The sequence below is a fragment of the Bradyrhizobium sp. STM 3561 genome (assembly GCF_045571455.1).
Classification (GTDB): domain Bacteria; phylum Pseudomonadota; class Alphaproteobacteria; order Rhizobiales; family Xanthobacteraceae; genus Bradyrhizobium; species Bradyrhizobium vignae.
The window spans coordinates 6,832,638-6,849,710 of the sequence record NZ_CP120695.1 but is presented as its reverse complement, the minus strand read 5'-3'; the positions used below and the strand labels follow the sequence as shown (position 1 = coordinate 6,849,710).

Genomic DNA, 17,073 nt, shown 5'->3' with positions numbered 1-17,073 from the left:
TTCTACAACGTCGCGCGCTGCTTGTCTCGCCCGATGGGCCCGTAAAGGCCTGTCCCGGAGGGAACGGGGAGGCGCTGCGCCTCGGGCCGTGCCGCCGCCGCATGGGCCCGCAGATCGGCGAGTTCGCCCCGCGCAGCCCGGGCATCGGCCTCATGCCGGCGCGCGGCGCGCCGCCAGTGTCGCTGGCCGAACCAGACCGCACAGCCGCCCGCCACGACGCCCAGCCCCGCAACCAGGATCAGGAGCAGGAACAGCGGCATCGTAGCCGAGAACGAGGGGTCGTCGGAGACGAAGGGATCGAAGGAGACCGTGACGAATTGCCGGTTGGCCACGGCAAAGGTCACCATGATGAGGCCCAGCGGAATCACGATCAGCGCGGTCAGGAACTTTCGCATCTCGCTTCGCTCGCCTTGAATCCAGCTTCCGGCCGCATGCCGAGCGACCGCGGAAAACCCTGGCGCCGGCCTCAGTCCGCCGCGCCGGGATCCGGATGGTCGCGGTTCAGCCGCTCGCGCATTTCCTTGCCGGTCTTGAAGAACGGAACGCTCTTCTGATCGACGGGTACATGGGCGCCGGTGCGTGGATTGCGCCCTGCGCGCGCAGGGCGATGCTTGACCGAGAATGCACCGAAGCCGCGCAGCTCGACGCGATCGCCGCGTGCAAGCGCCGCTACGATCTCCTCGAGAATCGCATTCACAATGTTCTCGACATCCCGCTGGTACAGATGCGGGTTGTGCTCGGCGATACGCTGAACAAGTTCGGATTTGATCATCGAGAGATAGGACCCGGAAGCGTGCGGATGACCATTTCCGTGAAAATACCGTGATCTGTCAAGACGCTAAATCAAGGTTGAGCGTCGTGAAAATGCGTGACAAATGCCGAAAAAGCGGGCTGAGCCGGCACGCGTTAAACGGGAAAAACTTACGGAACTCGCCTGTCTCCGCTCAGTTTGACGCCGCCGGCTGCCACAACGCCAGCATTCCAACCATTCCGAGCCGATCGACCGCCTGCGCGACGCCGGTTTGCCCGATCTGATGCGCAATCGAGCCCAAACCCAGCGCTTCGAGCGTCACGGCGGCCGCGGTCTTGAGGAACGACAGATCGCCAAAGCGCGGCTCGAGCTTGTAGTCGCGCACGGGAAGCCCCTTCTTGACGCTCTTGTGCTCGACCAGCCAGGTCACGGCCGTCTTCTCGTCGCCGATCTGGTCGATCAGCTTGAGATCGATCGCCTGGCGGCCGGTGAAGACGCGGCCATCGGCGACTTTTTCGAGCTGCGTGTCATCCATGCCACGCCTCTCCTTCACGAGGCCCTTGAACCAGGCATAGGAGTCCTTCACCAGCGCATCGAGCGCCGCGCGCGCTTCGGGACTTGTCGGCTCGAATCCGTTGGGTGCCGCCTTCAGCGGCGAGGACTTCACCTCCTCGACCTTGACGCCGATCGTCTTCAAGAGCTCGGAGACGTTGGGGTACTGGAACAGCACGCCGATCGAGCCCACCAGCGAGCTCTGCTGGGCGACGATGTGATCGCTCGCGATCGCCGTGATGTAGCCCCCGGAGGCGGCGAGGCCCTCGACCACGACGACGAGCGGCTTCTTCGCCTTCAGCCGCACGAGCGAGTCATAGAGCTGCTCGGAGCCGGCGGTGGTTCCGCCCGGTGAGTTGATATGAACGATCACGGCAGCGGCCTGCGAATCCTCCAGCCGCTCCAGCGCCTGCGTGCGATCGGAATCGCTGCGGATCAATCCCTCGATATGAACGCGCGCGATCGAGCCGGCGGATGCAAAGGTGCCGCGTGCTCCGGGTGTCGCAATCAGCGCGAAGCTCGCAATCGCCGCTATCGCGATCAGCGCGGCCATCACGCGCCAGAACGTCAGCTTGCGGCGGATCCTGCGGCGATCGACGATGATGTCCGAATCAAGCGACATCGGAATGTCTCCAAATGAAAGGCTGGGCGCGTTGTGCCGTCACAGCGTGACCAACGGCTTATCTGGATACATCAATTGGGGCGCAATTTGAAGAAATGAAGGCTTGGGAGCCCTGGTAGATGGGGTAACGGGCAATACGGCCGCCAAGCCAAACAAAAAAAGCCCCGGCTCGCGCCGGGGCTTCGATGCAGCGAAACGAACGTTTCGCTTACTTGTTCTCGCGGTTCTTGAGCGCGGTGCCCAGGATGTCGCCGAGCGTCGCACCCGAATCGGAAGAGCCGTACTGCGCGATGGCTTCCTTCTCTTCGGCGACTTCGAGCGCCTTGATCGACACCTGGACCTTGCGGGCCTTCTTGTCGAACTGGATCACGCGGGCATCGACCTTTTCGCCGACAGCGAAGCGTTCAGCGCGCTGATCGTTGCGGTCACGCGCGAGCTCGGAGCGCTTGATGAAGGTGGTGAAGTCGGTACCGGCGATCTTCACCTCGATGCCGCTCTCCTTCACTTCGAGCACTTCGCAGGTCACGACCGCGCCCTTCTTGACATCGCCCGGCTCGGCAAAGGGGTCGCCTTCGAGCTGCTTGATGCCGAGCGAGATGCGCTCCTTCTCGACGTCCACATCGAGCACCACGGCCTTCACCATGTCGCCCTTCTTGTAGTTGTCGATCACCTGCTCGCCCGGAAGCTTCCAGTCGAGGTCGGAGAGGTGGACCATGCCATCGACGTCGCCCTCGAGGCCCAGGAACAGACCGAACTCGGTCTTGTTCTTGACCTCGCCCTCGACCACCGAACCGGTCGGGTGCTTCTCGACGAAGACCTCCCAGGGGTTGCGCATGGTCTGCTTGAGGCCGAGCGAGATGCGGCGCTTGACGGAATCGACTTCCAGCACCTGCACGTCGACTTCCTGCGAGGTCGAGACGATCTTGCCGGGATGCATGTTCTTCTTGGTCCACGACATCTCGGAGACGTGGATCAGGCCTTCGATGCCCGGCTCGAGCTCGACGAACGCACCGTAGTCGGTAATGTTGGTGACGCGGCCGGTGAAGCGGGCACCCAGCGGGTACTTGGCTTCGATGCCCTGCCACGGGTCGTCCAGCAGCTGCTTCATGCCCAGCGAGATGCGGTGCGTCTCGTGGTTGATCTTGATGATCTTGACCTTCACGGTCTGGCCGATCGAGAGCACCTCGGTCGGATGGTTGACGCGGCGCCATGCGATGTCGGTGACGTGCAGCAGGCCGTCGATGCCGCCGAGGTCAACGAACGCACCGTAATCGGTGATGTTCTTGACCACGCCGTCGATGACCTGACCCTCTTCGAGGTTCTGCACCAGCTCCTGGCGCTGCTCGGCGCGGGTCTCTTCCAGCACCGTGCGGCGGGACACGACGATGTTGCCGCGGCGGCGGTCCATCTTGAGGATCTGGAACGGCTGCGAGTTGTTCATCAGCGGCGCAACGTCGCGGATCGGACGGATGTCGACCTGCGAGCGCGGCAGGAACGCCACGGCACCGTCGAGGTCGACGGTGAAGCCGCCCTTGACCTGGTTGAAGATGACGCCGTTGACCTTCTCGTTGTTCTGGAACGCCTTCTCGAGCTTGCCCCAGCTCTCTTCGCGGCGCGCCTTGTCGCGCGACAGCACGGCTTCGCCGAGGGCGTTTTCGATGCGATCGAGGAACACTTCCACCTCGTCGCCGACCTTGAGGTCGCTCTCACGGCCGGGGCCGGAAAATTCGCGCAAGGCAACGCGGCCCTCGGTCTTCAGGCCGACGTCGATGACGGCCATGTCCTTTTCAATTGCAACCACCTTGCCCTTGACGACGGAGCTTTCCTGCAGGTTGCCGCCTGCGAAGGACTCGTCGAGCATCGCGGCGAAATCGTCGCGCGAGGGGCTATAGGTATCAGCAGAAGTCGAAGCCATTTGTTCTCCAGTTGCGGATGTCTTGCCGGCCGTTGGGTTCATGGGCGCATCGCACACGCAGTGTCGGAAGGTCCGCAAAACCTTCGAGCGACCGCTCGCTGCTCCGGCTTTGCAGCGGAACAGCGGAGGCGGGCCGGCTGAGGCCCGCGCGTTCGATACGTGGAAATCTTTGTCCGGAGCCTGGATCGCGCCGGCCCCGAAACGAGGGGACCGAAGGTATCGACATCAAAGAGACGGGAGCGGGCGCTTCCTCCAATGACGGCTGCGGCTTAACCCCGCGACCGGCCCGCTCGGACGGCCTCGATAATGTCGATGGCGGCCCGGACGCCGCCTTCTATATCCAGTTGGGAGTTATCTAGCAAGTAAGCATCCGGGGCCGGTTTTAAAGGCGCAACCGGCCGGTTCTTGTCGCGTTCGTCGCGCTGGATGATGTCCGCGAGCACGGCCGCCTCATCGGCCTCTTCCCCCCTAGCCCTGGCCTCCATGGTCCGGCGATGGGCGCGGACCTTGGGATCGGCGACGACGAATATCTTCACGTCGGCATGGGGGCAGATCACGGTTCCAATGTCCCGGCCATCGAGCACGGCGCCGGGCGGATCGGCAGCGAATTGCCGCTGGAAATTGACCAGGACCTCGCGGACCCGCGAGATCGCCGAGACGATCGAGGCGCCCTCGCCGACCTTCTGGGTCTTGAGGACCGGATTGCCGAACTTTTCGGGATCGAGCTCCAGCGCTGCCGCCACCGCCGCCGCTTCATCGCGGAGATCGTGACCGGACTGCATCAGCTCGTAAGCCACGGCGCGATAGATGACCCCGGTATCGAGATGACGATAGCCGTAATGGTGGGCGAGGCGCTTGCCGAGCGTCCCCTTGCCCGAGGCTGCGGGCCCGTCGATGGCGATGATCATGAAAACTCGGCCCCTAGCGAACGCATCATCGGAATGAAGTCCGGGAAACTGGTGGCGATGAAGGCGGTGTCGTCGACGGTCACCGGCTGATCGGAGGCACAGCCCATCACCAGCGCGGACATCGCGATGCGATGGTCCATGTGGGTGGCGACAGTGCCGCCGCCGGGGACATGGCCGCGGCCCTCGACGATAAGATCGTCGCCGGAGACCCCGACCTTGACGCCGTTGACGCGGAGCATGGCTGCGGTGGCCTCCAGGCGGTCGGATTCCTTGACGCGCAGCTCCTGCAGGCCGCGCATGATCGTCGTGCCTTCGGCGAAGGATGCCGCCACTGCCAGCACCAGATATTCGTCGATCATCGACGGCGCGCGCTCCGGCGGCACCTCGACGCCGCGCAGCTTTGACGCGCGCACGCGCAGGCGCGCCATCGGCTCGCCGGCATCACCGCGCACTTCACTCTCCTCGATGAAGGCGCCCATTTCGCGTAGCGTCGTGAACAGGCCTGTGCGCAGCGGATTGGTCATGACGTCGGACAGCACGATGTCGGAGCCCTCGACGATCAGCGCTGCAACGATTGGGAAGGCGGCCGATGAGGGGTCGGCGGGCACGACGACATTGGCGCCATGCAGCTCGGGCTGACCCACCAGCGTGATGCGGCGGCCGTGCTGACCTTCCTGCACCGAGGTGATGTCCGCGCCAAAATGCTTCAGCATCAGCTCGGTGTGGTCGCGGCTGGCCTCGGTCTCGATCACGGTCGTGGTGCCCGGCGCAGCCAGGCCCGCCAGCAGCACGGCCGACTTGATCTGGGCGGAGGCGACCGGGGTCTTGTAGGTGATCGGAAGCGGATCGCGCGCGCCCTGGAGGGTCAGCGGCAGACGCCCGCCCTCGCCGCCGGAGACAACCTTCGCACCCATCTTTTCGAGCGGATCGAGGATCCGGCGCATGGGGCGGCTGCGCAGCGAGGCGTCGCCGTCGAACACCGCCGAGATCGGGCAGCCGGCAACGGCGCCCATGACGAGGCGGCAGCCGGTGCCGGAGTTGCCGAAATCCAGCGGCGCCTTGGGCTGGGCAAATCCCCCGGCTCCGACCCCGTTTACCTTCCAGGCGAAATCCCCGGTCCGCTCGACGCTGGCACCGAGTGCCTGCATGGATTTGGCGGTGTTGAGGACGTCCTCGCCCTCCAAGAGGCCCGAAATCCTGGTCTCGCCGACCGCGAGCGCACCCAGGATGAGGGCACGATGGGAGATCGACTTGTCGCCGGGCACCCGTACTTTCCCGGTCAGGGCACCGCTGGCACGAGACTGGAGCGGCCTCGGTTGGTCGGAATGGGTCAAGATTGTGTCCTTGAATAGGCCCTATGGGGCTGGGCGCACCTACCACATGGTCCGAGCCCCGTCACGAGCATGTCTTTCTCTCGTAATGCGCTATTGACAGCCGGCCGCCAACTAGCCAAGTGAAGCACCGCTTTTCAGACATTCCCAGGATTCCTGCCGTGGCCAAGTCCGAACTCGGAACCAAACGTATTTGCCCGACCACGGGCAAGAAGTTCTATGACCTCAACAAGAATCCGGTGATCTCGCCCTATACCGGCGAGGTGGTGCCGATTGCGCCGATTGCGCCCGCGCGCGCACGGGGCGGCGATACCCGCAACATGGCCCAGGACACCGCGCCGGAGCCGGCCGAGGCCGAGGAGTTGGTCTCGCTCGAGGAGGCCGATGCCGAGGAGAGCACCGGCAAGGTCAAGGCTGTCGTGCCCGAATCCGAGGACGATATCGAGGTCGATGAGACCCTCGACGACGACGATGACGATGATTCGACCTTCATTGCCGACGAGGAAGAGGGCGATGAGGACGTGACAGACATCATTGGTGATGTCGGAGGTGATGAAGAGACTTGAGATCAGCCCTGATCTGTGAAAAAGGGTGCACCGCGCGAGTCGCCAAGGGCTCGCCGGTCCGGGGGATCAACCAGGTTCACCCCGGTTAAGGACTAAGGGGCCATAGCTCAGCTGGGAGAGCGCTTGCATGGCATGCAAGAGGTCGGCGGTTCGATCCCGCCTGGCTCCACCAGCCTTCGCTGGCTTCGCCAGCTTCGGCTCGGCAAGCCCTATGTAGCGAGGGCTGCCGCGGCGTAGCCCGAAGGGCGAAGCCGGGCTTTATTCGCAAGCCTTCAGTTCGCGAACTTCGGCTCCGCAAGCGCTTCACGGCGAAGCCAGGCTTTTGCAGGACAAAAGCGGGTGTAAGCTCTCCTCGACAACCGAGGAGTGTGCCCTGAAGTACGTCTACATCCTTGAGAGCCTTAATTCCCTTCATTTCCACGTCGGGATCACCGATGATCTGCGCGCCCGACTGACAAAGCACAATGCTGGCGAGGTGCCTCACACCTCGAAGTATGGGCCTTGGCGTCTCAAGACTTACATCGCGTTTAGCAACGAGAAGCAGGCCATCGCATTCGAGAAGCACCTGAAGTCGGCACCCGGCCGCGCCTTCGCCAAGAAGCGCCTCTAACCCCTAATCCCCGATCACCGCATTCAGCCGATCGCGCAGCGCGACGATCTCGTCTTTCATGGCGACCAGCTCCGGCACCGAGCAGTCCGTCGCCGCCAGAATCGACTGCGGCACGCTGCGCGCCTTCTCCCTCAGCGCATGGCCCTGCGGCGTCAGCGCGATCAGCACCTGACGCTCGTCCTCGCTCGAGCGGGTGCGCTTGACGAGATGGGCGGCCTCGAGCCGCTTGAGCAGCGGCGTCAGCGTGCCCGAATCCAGGAACAGCTTCTCGCCGATCTCCTTGACCGGCACGTCGTCGCGCTCCCACAGCACCAGCATCACCAGATATTGCGGGTAGGTCAGGCCGAGCCGGTCGAGCAGCGGCTTGTAGACGCGGTTGAAGGCGTGCGCGGCGGAATAGACCGCGAAGCAGATCTGGTTGTCGAGCCGCAGCGGCGCGTCCGCTGCCGATGGTTTCCGGGCCATGGGGGAATCTCACGAGGATTGCCCCATTGTGGGACCGCGCGGCACGACATTCAATTGCGAACAATTAAATGTGAGGCCTGGCAATTTCAATTGCACACAATCTAATTGCCTGCAATAAAAGATCGCACCCCAACCCGGAAAGACCCGAGGAGACGAAAATGTCCGTGAACGTCCTCTACAAGACCAGCGCCAAGGCGACCGGCGGTCGCGACGGCCATGCCGCCACCCTCGACGGCGCGCTCGACGTCAAGCTCACCACGCCGAAGGAGCTCGGCGGCGGGGGCGGCGCCGGCAACAATCCCGAGCAGCTGTTCGCTGCCGGCTATGCCGCTTGTTTCATCGGTGCGATGAAATTCGTGGCCTCGCAGGGCGGCCCCAAGGTTCCCGCCGACGCCTCCGTCACCTCGACCGTCGGCATCGGCCCGCGCTCCGAAGGCGGCTTCGGCCTCGACATCGATCTCGCCGTCTCGCTGCCGGGCCTTGCCCGCGCGGAGGCTGAGGCGCTGGTCGCGAAAGCGCACCAGGTGTGCCCGTACTCCAATGCCACGCGCGGCAATGTCGACGTTCGCCTGACGGTCGTCTGATCGAAAGGGCGGATGGGCTGGCCCGGGATTCCCTCGGGCCGGCCGCTTCCGTTGATTTCCCACATCGCGGGATTGCGCGGCGGCGGTGCATGCGGCCCTACGTGCGGCGCCATTGCGGGCGCAAAAAAACCTCGCTAGGCCTGTGATCAAACGTCGATACAGGAGAAGCGAAGGCATGACTGAAGCGGCAACGGGTGCCATGAGCGGACTGCGCGTCATCGATCTCACGCGCGTGCTCGGAGGTCCCTACTGCACCCAGATCCTCGCCGACCACGGCGCCGACGTCATCAAGGTCGAGCCGCCCGCGGGCGACGAGGTGCGCGAATGGGGCCCTCCCTTCCATGAGGAAGACGCGGCCTATTTCGTCGGCATCAACCGCAACAAGCGCTCGATCGGCCTCGACCTCGCCTCCGAGGGCGGCCGCGTCGTGCTGCTGAAGATGCTGGAGACGGCCGACGTCCTGATCGAGAATTTCAAGCCGGGCACACTGGAGAAATGGGGCATCGGCAACGAGGTGTTGCGCGAAAGATTTCCGCGCCTCGTGCATTGCCGGATCTGCGGCTTCGGTGCCGACGGCCCGCGTGGCGGCAATCCGGGCTATGACGCCATCATCCAGGCCATGACCGGCATGATCGCGGCGACCGGATCGCCCGAGAGCGGGCCGATGCGGATCGGCGTGCCCTTGGTCGACATCACCACGGGACTTTATGCGGCGATCGGCATCCTGATGGCGCTGTCGGAACGTCAGCGTTCGGGCAAGGGCCAGTTCCTCGAGACGACGCTGTATGAGACCGGGCTTGCCATCATGCATCCGCACACCGCGAATTATTTCATGCATGGCAAGCCGCCTGGTCTCACCGGCAACGAGCATCCCAACCTCGTGCCTTACGCGATTTTCCCGACCAAGACCGACGACATCTTCATCGGCGTCGGCAATGACGGCACCTTCCGCAAGCTGGCGAAAGAGATCGGCAAACCCGAGCTCGGCACCGACCCGCGCTTTGCCCGCAACAAGGACCGCATCGCCAATCGCGAGGCGCTGCGCGCCGAGCTTGCCGCAGTGTTCAATCAGCACGAGGCCGAGCCGCTGTGCAATCGCCTGCTCGCGGCCGGCCTGCCCGCAGGTCCGGTGCAGAAGATCGATCAGGCGTTGACGAATCCGCACACGATCTACCGCGGCGATATCATCGAGAAGGACTGGTACAAGGGCGTGGCCTCGCCGATCCGGCTCGACCGCAGCAAGCCGAGCCTGCGGCGCGTGCCGCCGAAATTCAGCCAGCACGCCGCGGAGGTGCTGGGTGAGTTCGGCTACTCCAAGGCCGAGATCGACGCGATGGTCGAGAAGGGCACCGTTTGCGGTCCCGAGCGCAAGCGCTAGCGGCCACCTCCTCCGTCAACGAATGATGCCGCAGTGCGGCGCGGGCACGATAGTGCACCGCGAACGGACGAGGCTGCCCGATCCGTCTTCGCCTATTTGACGACTTCCCATTTGGCAGCGCTTGCTGCTTTCGTTTCTCCCGCTTACACAGTCATGTGAACGTCATATGGCGCTGCTAGCGCAAGCGCTTCTTTAGTGACGGGCAAGGGAGGTTTTCTTGATGGCTCTTCGACATATTGGCGCGGCTGCTGCTGTTGCACTCACGGTTGGTCTCGGCTCCTCGCCGGCACTCGCCGTGACCGAAATCCAGTGGTGGCACGCGATGACCGGCGCCAACAACGACGTCATCGTCAAGCTCGCCAACGATTTCAACGCCGCGCAGAGCGACTACAAGGTGATCCCGACCTACAAGGGCAACTACGCCGACACGATGAACGCCGGCATCGCCGCGTTCCGCGCCGGCAACGCGCCGCACATCATGCAGGTGTTCGAGGTCGGCACCGCCACCATGATGGCCGCGACCGGCGCCGTGAAGCCGGTGTACAAGCTGATGGCCGAGACCGGCGAGAAGTTCGATCCGAAGGCCTATCTGCCCGCGATCACCGGCTATTACTCGACCTCGAAGGGCGAGATGCTGTCCTTCCCCTTCAACTCGTCGTCGACGGTGATGTGGGTCAACCTCGATGAGCTGAAGAAGGCCAATGTCGCGATTCCGAAGACCTGGCCCGAAGTGTTCGACGCCGCCAAGAAGCTGAAGGCGGCCGGCCACGCCACCTGCGGCTTTTCCAACTCCTGGGTCACCTGGGTCAATCTCGAGCAGCTCTCCGCCTGGCACAACGTGCCGTTGTCGACGAAGGCCAACGGGCTCGACGGCTTCGACACCGTGCTGGAGTTCAACGGACCTCTCCAGGTCAAGCATCTCGAAAACCTGGTCGAGCTCCAGAAGGACAAGACCTACGACTATGCCGGCCGCACCAACACCGGCGAGGGCCGCTTCACGTCGGGCGAATGCCCGCTCTACCTGACCTCGTCGGCGTTCTTCGGCAACGTCAAGGCGCAGGCCAAGTTCGCCTTCACCGCGGTGCCGATGCCCTATTATCCCGACGTCAAGGGCGCGCCGCAGAACTCGATCATCGGCGGTGCCTCGCTCTGGGTGATGGGCGGCAAGTCGGCTGACGAATACAAGGGCGTCGCAAAATTCCTCACCTTCCTCTCGGATACCGATCGCCAGGTCTACATCCACAAGGCTTCGGGCTATCTGCCGATCACCAAGGCGGCGTATGAGAAGGCGAAGGCGGAAGGCTTCTACAAGGACCAGCCGTATCTGGAGACGCCGCTGCTCGAGCTGACCAACAAGGAGCCGACCGAGAATTCGCGCGGCCTGCGCCTCGGCAACATGGTGCAGCTCCGTGACGTCTGGGCGGAAGAGATCGAGCAGGCGCTGGCGGGCAAGAAGACCGCCAAGCAGGCGCTGGACGCGGCCGTCGAGCGCGGCAACACCATGCTGCGCCAGTTCGAAAAGACCGCCGTGAAGTAAGGCGACGAGCGGCAGGCCGGTCAACCCGGCCTGCCGCCCCCCGCGGGCATCATGCAAAAGCAAGCCATTTTCCAATCCAAGCTATTGCCCTATGCGCTGGTTGCGCCGCAGCTCGCGATCGTCCTGATTTTCTTCTACTGGCCGGCCTTGCAGGCGCTGATCCAGTCCTTCCTGCTCCAGGACGCCTTCGGCCTGTCGAGCAGCTTCGTCTGGTTCGACAACTATCTCGAGCTGTTCAGGGAGCGCGCCTATTTCGAGGCGATCGTCCGCACCTTCTTCTTCTCGTTCGCGATCGCGGTGTCGTCGCTGTCGTTTGCGCTGCTGCTCGCCGTGATGGCGGACAAGCCGCTGCGCGGCTCGCTGCTCTACCGGACGCTGCTGATCTGGCCCTATGCGGTGGCGCCGCCGGTCGTCGGCGTGCTCTGGATCTTCATGCTGCATCCCTCGCTCGGCGTGCTCTCGCGGTATTTGCGCGCCCTCGGCATCGACTGGAATCCGCTGCTCGACGGCGACCAGGCCGCAGCGCTGATCATCCTCGCCGCCGCCTGGAAGCAGATCTCCTACAACTTCCTGTTCTTCCTCGCCGGCCTGCAGAGCATCCCGAGAAGCGTGCTCGAGGCTGCCGCGATCGACGGCGCGCGCCCGATGCGCAGGTTCTGGACCGTGACCTTCCCGCTGCTGTCGCCGACCATCTTCTTCCTCCTGGTCGTCAACATCGTCTACGCCTTCTTCGACACGTTCGGCATCATCGACACCATGACCCGCGGCGGTCCCGGCAAGTCGACGGAAACGCTGGTCTACAAGGTCTATTCCGACGGCCTGCTCGGCGGCAATCTCGGCAGCTCGGCGGCGCAGTCGGTGATCCTGATGATCATGGTGATCGTGCTGACGGGCATCCAGTTCCGCTTCGTCGAACGCAAGGTAACCTACTGATGGTCGAGGAAGAAGGCTTTCGGCGCTACGTCGCGCATGTCATCCTCTGGATCGGGATCGCGATCGTCGCCTTCCCCGTCTACATCGCGATCGTCGCCTCGACCCAGGACAACGCGCTGATCGCGAACGGGCAGATGTCGCTGCTGCCCGGCGGCCACTTCTTCGAGACTTACTATCAGACCATCTTCGTCGGCACGAGCGGCTCGACCCGCGAGCCCGTCGGCAACATGATGCTGAACTCGCTGATAACGGCGCTGCTGATCGCGGTCGGCAAGATCGCGATCTCGATCATCTCGGCCTATGCGATCGTGTATTTCCGCTTCCCGTTCCGGATGCCGATCTTCTGGCTCATCTTCATCACGTTGATGCTGCCGGTCGAGGTGCGCATCTATCCGACCTACAAGATCGTCGCCGATCTGCATATGCTCGACAGCTATGCCGGCCTGTCGCTGCCGCTGATCGCATCGGCCACCGCGACGCTGCTGTTCCGCCAGTTCTTCATGACGGTGCCGGACGAATTGCTGGAGGCCTCGCGCATCGACGGCGCAGGTCCCTTGCGCTTCTTCTGGGATACGCTGCTGCCGCTGTCGCGCACCAACATGGCCGCGCTGTTCGTGATCCTGTTCATCCTCGGCTGGAATCAATATCTCTGGCCGCTCTTGATCACCACGCGCGACGACATGCAGACGATCCAGATCGGCATCCGCAAGATGATCACCACCACCGACGCGCTGACCGAATGGCCGATCGTGATGGCAACCGCCGTGCTCGCCATGCTGCCGCCGGTGTTCGTCGTCGTCGTGATGCAGAAGCTATTCGTGCGCGGCCTCGTCGAGACGGAGAAGTAGAGATTTATGGCTAACGTCACCCTGCGCAACGTCCGCAAGACCTACACCGGCGGCTTCGAGGCCATCAAAGGCGTCAACGTCGATGTCGGCGACGGACAGTTCTGCGTGCTGGTCGGACCAAGCGGCTGCGGCAAGTCCACGCTGCTGCGCATGGTCGCAGGGCTCGAGACCGTCACCGGCGGCGAGATCGACATCGGCGGGCGCGTCGTCAACCAGATCGAGCCCGCCGACCGCGACATCGCGATGGTGTTCCAGAACTACGCGCTCTATCCGCATATGAGCGTGTACAACAACATGGCCTATGGCTTGCGCAACCGCGGCATGGCGGAAGCCGAGATCAAGACGCGCGTCGAGGAAGCCGCGCGCGTGCTCGAATTGTCCGCCATGCTGGAGCGCAAGCCGCGCCAGCTCTCCGGCGGCCAGCGCCAGCGCGTCGCCATGGGCCGCGCCATCGTGCGCCAGCCGAAAGTGTTTCTGTTCGACGAGCCGCTCTCCAATCTCGATGCCAAGCTGCGCATCGCGATGCGGGTCGAGATCCGCAAATTGCAGCGCCGGCTCAACACGACGTCGATCTACGTCACCCACGACCAGCTCGAGGCGATGACGCTCGCCGACATTCTCGTCGTGATGAACGGCGGCCAGGTCGAGCAGGTCGGCAACCCGCTGGCGATCTACGAGAAGCCGGCGACCACCTTCGTCGCCTCCTTCATCGGCGCGCCGCCGATGAATCTGATGTCGACGCGGCCCGAGGAGATCCGGTCGCAGCTCGCCGGCAGCGCTGCGGCCGACGCCGGCATCCTCGGCATCCGCCCGGAGGATTTCGTCATCACCGACGAGACGCCCGCCGGCGGCGTCGCCCTGCCGCTCACCGTGGAAGCGATCGAGCGCGTCGGCGCCGAAACCTTCGTCTACGGCTCGCGCCAGCAGGAAGACCAGCGCGTCGCCGCCACGCCCGGCGAGCTGCCGCCCGGCGAAGTCATCGTCCGCATTCCCGGAACCGAAGCCCCCGCCATCGGCGCGAAAATCCGCGTCGTGGCGGTGCAGAGCAAGCTGCATTTGTTCAGCGGCGACGGGCGGAAGCGGATCGAGGCCTGACGGGTTCCGAAAGGAGTCAGATCAAAACCGTGAAAACAACCCCATGCACAGTAGAAGGGGCTTTGTTTTCGTTGGGGAAATTCGGCGGCAGATTCGTCATGCCCGGGCTTGTCCCGGGCATCCACATTCTTGGTGCCGCGAGGAAGGTCGTGGATGGCCGCGACGAGCCCGGCCATGACGCCTAATGCGATGCTCTGGGCCTGACGATGGTGGCGTCGGCCCATCCACAGGCCCCGGCTACGTCCTTGAACCCACACATGGATATGCCCATATTGCTGACCAAGGGGTGCCTTGACGGGCCCTGAAACACCAAAGTCGCTTCTGCGAGGACTTTGTAAACTATGTCTCGTGTTCCAACGCTCTCCAGTCCCTTCCTGCTGGGCTTCGACGAGATCGAGCGCGTGCTCGACCGCGTCGTCAAAGGCGCCGACGGCTACCCTCCCTACAATATCGAGAGGTGTGACCGCACGGACGGCCAGCCCGAGCGTTTGCGCATCACGCTGGCGGTTGCCGGATTCACGCGCGACCAACTCGATGTAACCATTGAGGAAAACCAGCTCGTGATCCGCGGGCGGCAGCAGGACGAAAAGACCCGGCAATACATCCATCGCGGCATCGCCGCGCGCCACTTCCAGCGCACCTTCGTGCTGGCTGAGGGGATGCTGGTGCTGGGGGCGGATCTGAAGAACGGGCTGTTGTCGATCGATCTGGCCCGGCCTGAACCGGAGCGGATCGTTAAGACAATCGCTATCAATGAGCACGAATAATGGAACGAGTAGCGGACTCGACCGCTTAGTGTTCCAGAGGAGTCGAGACCATGAGTGAAGGTCACGTTGCGTTCGAATACGAAGCCAAGAACGTCTCTCCGGAGACGCTGGCGACCCTGGGCGAAGGCCATATCGCCTATGTGAAGCAGATCCGCTCCGAGGACGTGCCGGACCTGTTCCCCGAGGCGCCCAAGATTGCGCCGGGTCTCAAGCTGTTCGCGCTCCACGCCGCCGACGGCACGCCGATCATGTTGACCGACAGCCGCGAAGCCGCAATCGCCAACGCCTGGAGCAACGAGCTGCAAGCGGTGAGCGTGCACTGAGCACGCGCGTCGCAGGAATAGAGTTTTGACGGGCATGCCTTCGCACGAAGGCGTGCCCGTTTCACTTTGACGACGAATTCGGATATTCTAAAATCTGGTTGATCCGACCAGAAAGCGCAACATGGCGGCAAAGCCCCCCTCTTCAAAGCCCCCCTCTTCGAAGAAGGGTCTTCAATCGAGACGATGGAGCCTTCAGGATGCGAAAACGCATCTGAGCCACATCGTCAGAGAGGCCCAACGCTCTGGACCACAGCGCGTGACGCTGCACGGGAAGGACGCCGCGGTGATTGTCGCGGCAGAGGAATTTGACCGCCTTCAGCGGCCCGTAAGCGGCCGCGATATCGCTGTCGCCCTTGCCAAGTCTCCATTGGGCGACCTGGAGTTCGAACGCCTGACGATCAAGTCCAAGGTTCGGGACGTCGAGCTTTGAGGGGATGGCTGCTCGATACCAAACGTGGTTTCGGAACTACGCAGGCCGAAACCCAATCCTGATGTAGCGAATTTGGTCGCCGGCCAAACCGGCGACGACCTCTATGTCACGGAGGTCACATTTGCCGAAATCGTCTATGGCATCGAGCAACTCTCCGACCCGCCAGGCGAGCGGATCTTCGATCGTGGCTGGATAACACGCTTCGGCCGCTGTTCGCGGGGCGGGTTCTCGGCATCACGGAGGACGTGATCGTGCGATGGAGAACGATGGTCGCCGAAGGGCGCAAGCGCCGCCACACGTTCGGACAACCGGATTTGTTCATCGCGGCCATCGCGGCTTCACAGGACCTGATCGTGGTTACACGCGATGTCGACGAATTCGTCGAGGCGCGCGTCCGGCTCAGGTCGCGAAAGTTTCAAACTTCAACGCCCCGCCGGGATCAGCGCCCGCATGATCTCCGGCTTCCAGCTTTGACGCGCGCTGTCGAAGGCGGCGAAATCATGGTCGAACTGCCAGTAGGCCCATGCCCAGCCAAGCCGCTCCGCAGTTCGCGCCACGAACGACAGGTATCTCGTCCGAGCTTCGGCTGGAGCGGCCTCGTACACGCCGAACTCGCCGAGATAGATCGGGCGCTTTTCCCGCTCGGACCAGATACGCACCTTCTCGAAATTGGCGAGAGCCTTCCGTTCGTCCTCCAGAGTGCCCCAATCAAGTGGCCCTACTCGCGAAAACGTTTCGGACCACGGTGCGCCCTGATGAGTGAAACGGATCGGCGCGTAATAATGAAACGTGACGATGAGGTTTCGGTCATCTGACGGCAGGACCAGGTCCTCGACAGGGATGTCATCGATGTTGAGAACCGCAGCGATCACTGCCCGCCGGGGATTGGTGGCGCGGATGATGCCGAGACACTCATTCAGAAGGGCGTTCCAGGCGGCAGACGTCATCTGCCCGCCCGGCTCGTTGAGAACCTCGAAGACAAGCCTCGGATATTTTCCGGCATAGCGCGCGGCGATTTGCGTCCAGAACGCTTTCAGCTTCTCGGCGCATCCGGACACGTCGCGCTGGCAAACACCGGTATCGTGTTCGTCGAGGACGGGGATGAGATTCCGGGCGAGCACTTCCTCGATAACGGCATCGAGCCGGCGCAAGACGATGTCATCCAGCAAATTCCCGGGGCCCATGAACTTGAAGGCAAAGAAATTGATCCGAACGTGCGAGAACCCGGCGTTTCTGATCGCAGTGAGGTTGTCCAGGCGGAATGGCGCGTTCCGGCCGCCTTCCCAGATACCGTCGTAGCCGAGGATGTTGATGCCGCGCCCCAATCTCGGGGGCGCAGGCGCGGTGCCCTGCCCGGCTGCCTCGGCGTGACGGCAGATCGCAAGCACGGATATCGCCAAGGCGAGACCCAAAGTGACCGGCCAGCGGGCGCAGATGGCCTTCATCCTGCTTGCCCCC

General features: G+C 63.4%; 19 protein-coding genes and 1 tRNA gene. 12 read left to right on the top strand and 8 right to left on the bottom strand.

Annotated elements, in window-relative coordinates; all coding sequences use genetic code 11:
• Positions 1–2 precede the first annotated feature (2 nt).
• The 6 genes from P6U28_RS32530 to aroA form a co-directional block, all read right to left on the bottom strand.
• Positions 3–395, bottom strand: coding sequence for a lipopolysaccharide assembly protein LapA domain-containing protein (locus P6U28_RS32530; protein WP_407120485.1), 393 nt, complete (start codon positions 393–395; stop codon positions 3–5).
• Positions 396–466: 71 nt separating this feature from the next.
• Entirely contained in the window at positions 467–772 is a 306-nt protein-coding gene (locus P6U28_RS32525; protein WP_008539997.1) for an integration host factor subunit beta, read from the bottom strand.
• Between the two features lie 172 nt (positions 773–944).
• Positions 945–1,925 carry a signal peptide peptidase SppA gene (gene sppA / locus P6U28_RS32520; RefSeq protein WP_407120484.1) on the bottom strand — a complete coding sequence of 327 codons (981 nt, stop codon included), beginning with the start codon at positions 1,923–1,925 and terminating at the stop codon, positions 945–947.
• A gap of 208 nt (positions 1,926–2,133) precedes the next feature.
• Positions 2,134–3,840, bottom strand: a complete 1,707-nt coding sequence (gene rpsA, locus P6U28_RS32515; protein ID WP_162500044.1) for a 30S ribosomal protein S1 — start codon at positions 3,838–3,840, stop codon at positions 2,134–2,136.
• Positions 3,841–4,109: 269 nt separating this feature from the next.
• Positions 4,110–4,748, bottom strand: coding sequence for a (d)CMP kinase (cmk, locus tag P6U28_RS32510; protein ID WP_122400171.1), 639 nt, complete (start codon positions 4,746–4,748; stop codon positions 4,110–4,112).
• Complete coding sequence (gene aroA / locus P6U28_RS32505; protein ID WP_122400172.1) at positions 4,745–6,082, bottom strand: 3-phosphoshikimate 1-carboxyvinyltransferase; 1,338 nt, start codon at positions 6,080–6,082, stop codon at positions 4,745–4,747. Before aroA ends, cmk begins: the two co-directional genes overlap by 4 nt.
• A gap of 158 nt (positions 6,083–6,240) precedes the next feature.
• On the opposite strand from aroA, the gene P6U28_RS32500 reads away from it, so the two are divergent.
• From P6U28_RS32500 to P6U28_RS32490, 3 genes are all read left to right on the top strand, one after another.
• Positions 6,241–6,645: a TIGR02300 family protein gene (locus P6U28_RS32500; protein WP_122400173.1), complete on the top strand. Its 405-nt coding sequence runs from the start codon at positions 6,241–6,243 to the stop codon at positions 6,643–6,645.
• A 96-nt stretch (positions 6,646–6,741) separates the two neighbouring features.
• Positions 6,742–6,817: transfer RNA gene (locus tag P6U28_RS32495), tRNA-Ala, on the top strand.
• Positions 6,818–7,018: 201 nt separating this feature from the next.
• Positions 7,019–7,255 carry a GIY-YIG nuclease family protein gene (locus P6U28_RS32490; protein ID WP_122406301.1) on the top strand — a complete coding sequence of 79 codons (237 nt, stop codon included), beginning with the start codon at positions 7,019–7,021 and terminating at the stop codon, positions 7,253–7,255.
• 3 nt (positions 7,256–7,258) lie between these two features.
• Here the strand turns inward: P6U28_RS32490 and P6U28_RS32485 are convergent, their stop codons facing one another.
• The gene (locus P6U28_RS32485) at positions 7,259–7,720 is read right to left on the bottom strand and encodes a MarR family winged helix-turn-helix transcriptional regulator (protein WP_122400174.1); all 462 of its coding nucleotides are present in this window, start codon (positions 7,718–7,720) and stop codon (positions 7,259–7,261) included.
• A 158-nt stretch (positions 7,721–7,878) separates the two neighbouring features.
• On the opposite strand from P6U28_RS32485, the gene P6U28_RS32480 reads away from it, so the two are divergent.
• The 9 genes from P6U28_RS32480 to P6U28_RS32440 all read left to right on the top strand — a co-directional run bounded on the left by P6U28_RS32480 (position 7,879) and on the right by P6U28_RS32440 (position 15,615).
• Positions 7,879–8,304: an organic hydroperoxide resistance protein gene (locus tag P6U28_RS32480; protein WP_018645071.1), complete on the top strand. Its 426-nt coding sequence runs from the start codon at positions 7,879–7,881 to the stop codon at positions 8,302–8,304.
• Between the two features lie 175 nt (positions 8,305–8,479).
• On the top strand, positions 8,480–9,682 hold the full coding sequence (locus tag P6U28_RS32475; protein ID WP_407120483.1) for a CaiB/BaiF CoA transferase family protein: 1,203 nt from the start codon (positions 8,480–8,482) through the stop codon (positions 9,680–9,682).
• A gap of 220 nt (positions 9,683–9,902) precedes the next feature.
• Positions 9,903–11,219 carry a sn-glycerol-3-phosphate ABC transporter substrate-binding protein UgpB gene (ugpB, locus tag P6U28_RS32470; protein ID WP_122400176.1) on the top strand — a complete coding sequence of 439 codons (1,317 nt, stop codon included), beginning with the start codon at positions 9,903–9,905 and terminating at the stop codon, positions 11,217–11,219.
• Positions 11,220–11,270: 51 nt separating this feature from the next.
• On the top strand, positions 11,271–12,152 hold the full coding sequence (gene ugpA / locus P6U28_RS32465) for a sn-glycerol-3-phosphate ABC transporter permease UgpA (RefSeq protein ID WP_122400177.1): 882 nt from the start codon (positions 11,271–11,273) through the stop codon (positions 12,150–12,152).
• Positions 12,152–13,000, top strand: coding sequence for a sn-glycerol-3-phosphate ABC transporter permease UgpE (ugpE, locus tag P6U28_RS32460; RefSeq protein ID WP_122400178.1), 849 nt, complete (start codon positions 12,152–12,154; stop codon positions 12,998–13,000). The genes ugpA and ugpE overlap by 1 nt, the downstream gene beginning before the upstream one ends.
• A 6-nt stretch (positions 13,001–13,006) precedes the next feature.
• A complete protein-coding gene (locus tag P6U28_RS32455) occupies positions 13,007–14,095 on the top strand; it encodes a sn-glycerol-3-phosphate import ATP-binding protein UgpC (protein ID WP_407120482.1) in 1,089 nt (362 codons plus the stop codon).
• A 341-nt stretch (positions 14,096–14,436) separates the two neighbouring features.
• The gene (locus P6U28_RS32450) at positions 14,437–14,862 is read left to right on the top strand and encodes an Hsp20 family protein (RefSeq protein WP_122400180.1); all 426 of its coding nucleotides are present in this window, start codon (positions 14,437–14,439) and stop codon (positions 14,860–14,862) included.
• A 50-nt stretch (positions 14,863–14,912) separates the two neighbouring features.
• Entirely contained in the window at positions 14,913–15,185 is a 273-nt protein-coding gene (locus P6U28_RS32445; protein ID WP_035704148.1) for a DUF1150 domain-containing protein, read from the top strand.
• A 121-nt stretch (positions 15,186–15,306) separates the two neighbouring features.
• Positions 15,307–15,615 carry a type II toxin-antitoxin system Phd/YefM family antitoxin gene (locus tag P6U28_RS32440; protein ID WP_122400181.1) on the top strand — a complete coding sequence of 103 codons (309 nt, stop codon included), beginning with the start codon at positions 15,307–15,309 and terminating at the stop codon, positions 15,613–15,615.
• A gap of 422 nt (positions 15,616–16,037) precedes the next feature.
• Here the strand turns inward: P6U28_RS32440 and P6U28_RS32435 are convergent, their stop codons facing one another.
• Positions 16,038–17,060: a glycoside hydrolase family 5 protein gene (locus tag P6U28_RS32435; RefSeq protein WP_407123132.1), complete on the bottom strand. Its 1,023-nt coding sequence runs from the start codon at positions 17,058–17,060 to the stop codon at positions 16,038–16,040.
• Positions 17,061–17,073: the final 13 nt, after the last annotated feature.